The organism is Aeromicrobium sp. PFPM2_SD2 (genome assembly GCF_057364525.1).
Window position 1 is genome coordinate 1 of sequence record NZ_JBNFNZ010000325.1, and the last position, 2,867, is coordinate 2,867.

Here is a 2,867-nt window from a genome sequence, read left to right on the forward strand (position 1 = left end):
GAGCCGCGCGCGCGCGCGGTGACGTCGATCGGTCGCAGGTCGCCGCCGGCACCTTGACGGTGTCGCGGCCCCGGCCGCCGTACAGCGCGCCCTCCGAGCCCAGCGTCAGCATGACGCGGCCGACCCGGGCGCCCAGCACGGCGATGACGTCGTGCGGGTCGTCGACGCCGGAGAGCACCCGGCCCTCGTCGAGGTCCGGCATGAGCACGGTGACGCCCGCGATCCACTCCAGGAAGGTCTCGGCGCCGACCTCGCGCAGCAGCACGAGGCAACCGGGGTCGACGCTCGTCGTGGCGCCGGCGCGGCGCGCGCGCTCCACCACCGCCTGCACCACCGGGCGGGTGCGCTCGTCGAAGAACGAGTGGCCGGTCAGGTGGACGTGCTCGACGCCGTCCCAGACCTGCTCGGGCACGTCGTCGAGGGTGAGGTGGGCGTTGGCGCCGCGGTCCTCGTAGTCGATGCGTGAGTCCGGGTCGACCGAGATGACCGCGGTGCCGGTGATCGCGTCCAGGGCCGTGGCGACGTGGGCGTCGACGCCGTGGGCCTCGAGGAACCGGGCGTGCTTGGCCGCCCCGTCGGCGCCCGCCTTGCCGACGAACGACACGTCGACGCCCAGGTGCGCGACCCACGCGGCCACGTTCGCCGCCGAGCCGCCGGGGCGGGTGCGGATGCTGGACGTGGTGTCGTCGTCGGCCCGCAGCCGGGTCTCCTGCACGACGCTGATGTCGTCGCGGACGTCGCCGATCACCAGCACGCGGCTCACGAGGTTCCGCCCGGGCTCGGACGGCGGGCCGCACCCGGGCAGGGCGCAGCGATGCGGTGGGGAAGCATGCCGGAACCCTAACCCGTGCGACACCGGTCAGAAAATCGTTTTGCCGACTCCACCGGTGCGATGCTGGACACATGCCGCCCGTGACCACCTTGGAGACCCCTCGGCTGCGTCTGCGGGCCTGGCGCGACGCCGACCGCGAGCCCTTCGCCGCCCTCAACGCCGACCCGGTCGTGATGGAGCACTTCCCGGCCCCGCTCGACCGGGCCGCGAGCGACGCGCTGGCCGACCGCATCGCCGGCGGACTCGCGGAGCGGGGCTGGGGACTCTGGGCGGTGGAGGCCCCGGACGTGGCGCCGTTCGTCGGTTTCGTCGGCCTCGCCGTCCCACGCTTCACGGCGCACTTCGCCCCCGCGGTCGAGGTCGGCTGGCGCCTCGCCCGTCCGTGGTGGGGTTGCGGCTACGCCCCCGAGGCGGCGCGCGAGGTCGTCCGGTTCGCGCAGGACGACCTCGGGCTGGCCGAGGTCGTCTCGTTCACCGCCGAGGGGAACGTCCGCAGCCGGCGGGTGATGGAGAAGATCGGGCTCACCCACGACCCGGCCGACGACTTCGACCACCCCGACCTCCCGGTCGGGCACCGGCTGCGCCGTCACGTGCTCTACCGCGGCCCGCGCACGACGACGGGGCCGGACGCCTGAGCGTCCGGTCCCGTGCGTGCGGGCGGGATCAGGCGTCGCGGCGCCGCACCGCCACCCAGGCCAGCGCCATGAGCACCGCGGTCTCGAGCAGGAAGACCCCGTAGCCGGTCCACGGCCCGAGCAGCGTCGGGTCCCAGGTGATCGCCTGGGCGATGGACTGGCCCGCGTTGCCGGGCATCAGCTTGGACGTCCACTCGCCGACCTCGCCGGGCAGCAGCGACGTCATGCCACCGACCACGAGCACGAGGGCGAGCACCGCGGAGATGGTGCCGGCGGTGTGCCGCAGCAGGAAGCCGGTCGCCACCGTGAACAGGCCGATGCCGGCCAGGAACAGGCCGCTGCCGTAGACCGCGCGCAGCATGTCGCCCTCGAGCGGCACGCCGATGCCCTCCCGCTCGAAGAACCAGTTGCCGCCCAGGTAGCCGACCAGGGCCGTGAGCGTCCCCAGCACGAGCAGCACCGCGGTGACGACGACGGACTTGGCCGCCATGACGCGTCCGCGCGCGGGCACGGCGGCGAACGTCGTGCGGACCATGCCGGTGCCGTACTCGCTGGTGACGGCCAGGGCGGCGAGCACGACGGCGCAGATCTGGCCGAGCATCATGCCCCAGGTCAGGAACGTCGCCGGCGCCTCGTCGGCGTCCGCGCTGGCCAGCCACTCGGCGTTGAGGGCGCAGATCAGGATGGTGAGGAAGCCGCCGAGGACGACCGTGGCCAGCACCGTCCACCAGGTGGAGCGGACGCTCCACAGCTTGATCCACTCAGCGCGCAGCGCGTCGGTGAACCCGGCCCCGGTCGTGGCCGGGGCGTCCTGCACGGGTCGGGCGAGCGTGGTCATGCGGAGGCTCCTTCGAGCTCGGAGGGGGCGTGGGTGCGGTACTCGACGCTGTCCGCGGTGAGCCGCATGAAGGCGTCCTCGAGCGAGGACCGGACGAGCGTCAGCTCGTGCAGGACGAGGCCGTGGGCGGCGACGAGCTCGCCGACGCCGGCGGCGTCCATGCCCTCGGCCCGGACCTCGTCGCCGTCGGAGACGACGTCGAGGCCGGCGCGGTCGAGCAGCGTGGCCACCTCGGCCAGGCGCGGCGAGCGGACGCGGACGTACGCGCTCGCGTGGTCGGTGAGGAAGCCCTGCATGCTCGTGTCGGCCAGGATGCGGCCGCGGCCGATGACCAGCAGGTGGTCGGCCATGAGGGCCATCTCCGACATGAGGTGGCTGGACACGAAGACCGTGCGGCCCTCGTCGGCCAGCTGCCGGGCGAGGTGGCGCACCCAGCGGATGCCCTCGGGGTCGAGGCCGTTGACCGGCTCGTCGAGGACGACCACCGGCGGTCGCCGAGGAGGGCCGCCGCGATGCCGAGCCGCTGGCCCATGCCGAGCGAGAACCGGCCGGCGCGCTGGCC

4 protein-coding genes are annotated in these 2,867 nt (G+C 74.2%); 1 reads left to right on the forward strand and 3 read right to left on the reverse strand.

Annotation, left to right across the window (positions count from 1 at the left end; translation table 11 throughout):
* On the reverse strand, positions 1-763 hold a 763-nt coding region (locus AC2W7G_RS12945), incomplete at its 3' end, for a carbohydrate kinase family protein (protein WP_485868804.1).
* A gap of 149 nt (positions 764-912) precedes the next feature.
* On the opposite strand from AC2W7G_RS12945, the gene AC2W7G_RS12950 reads away from it, so the two are divergent.
* A complete protein-coding gene (locus tag AC2W7G_RS12950; protein ID WP_485868805.1) occupies positions 913-1,467 on the forward strand; it encodes a GNAT family N-acetyltransferase in 555 nt (184 codons plus the stop codon).
* A 28-nt stretch (positions 1,468-1,495) separates the two neighbouring features.
* Here AC2W7G_RS12950 and AC2W7G_RS12955 read toward each other — a convergent pair whose 3' ends face one another.
* Positions 1,496-2,305: an ABC transporter permease gene (locus tag AC2W7G_RS12955; RefSeq protein WP_485868806.1), complete on the reverse strand. Its 810-nt coding sequence runs from the start codon at positions 2,303-2,305 to the stop codon at positions 1,496-1,498.
* Positions 2,302-2,790 carry an ATP-binding cassette domain-containing protein gene (locus AC2W7G_RS12960; protein WP_485868807.1) on the reverse strand — a complete coding sequence of 163 codons (489 nt, stop codon included), beginning with the start codon at positions 2,788-2,790 and terminating at the stop codon, positions 2,302-2,304. The genes AC2W7G_RS12955 and AC2W7G_RS12960 overlap by 4 nt, the downstream gene beginning before the upstream one ends.
* Positions 2,791-2,867 lie beyond the last annotated feature (77 nt).

What these genes read in the sequence shown, in the direction of transcription:
- AC2W7G_RS12955 (WP_485868806.1), bottom strand. Translation starts at nt 2,305, where the DNA reads ATGACCACGCTCGCCCGACCCGTGCAGGACGCCCCGGCCACGACCGGG.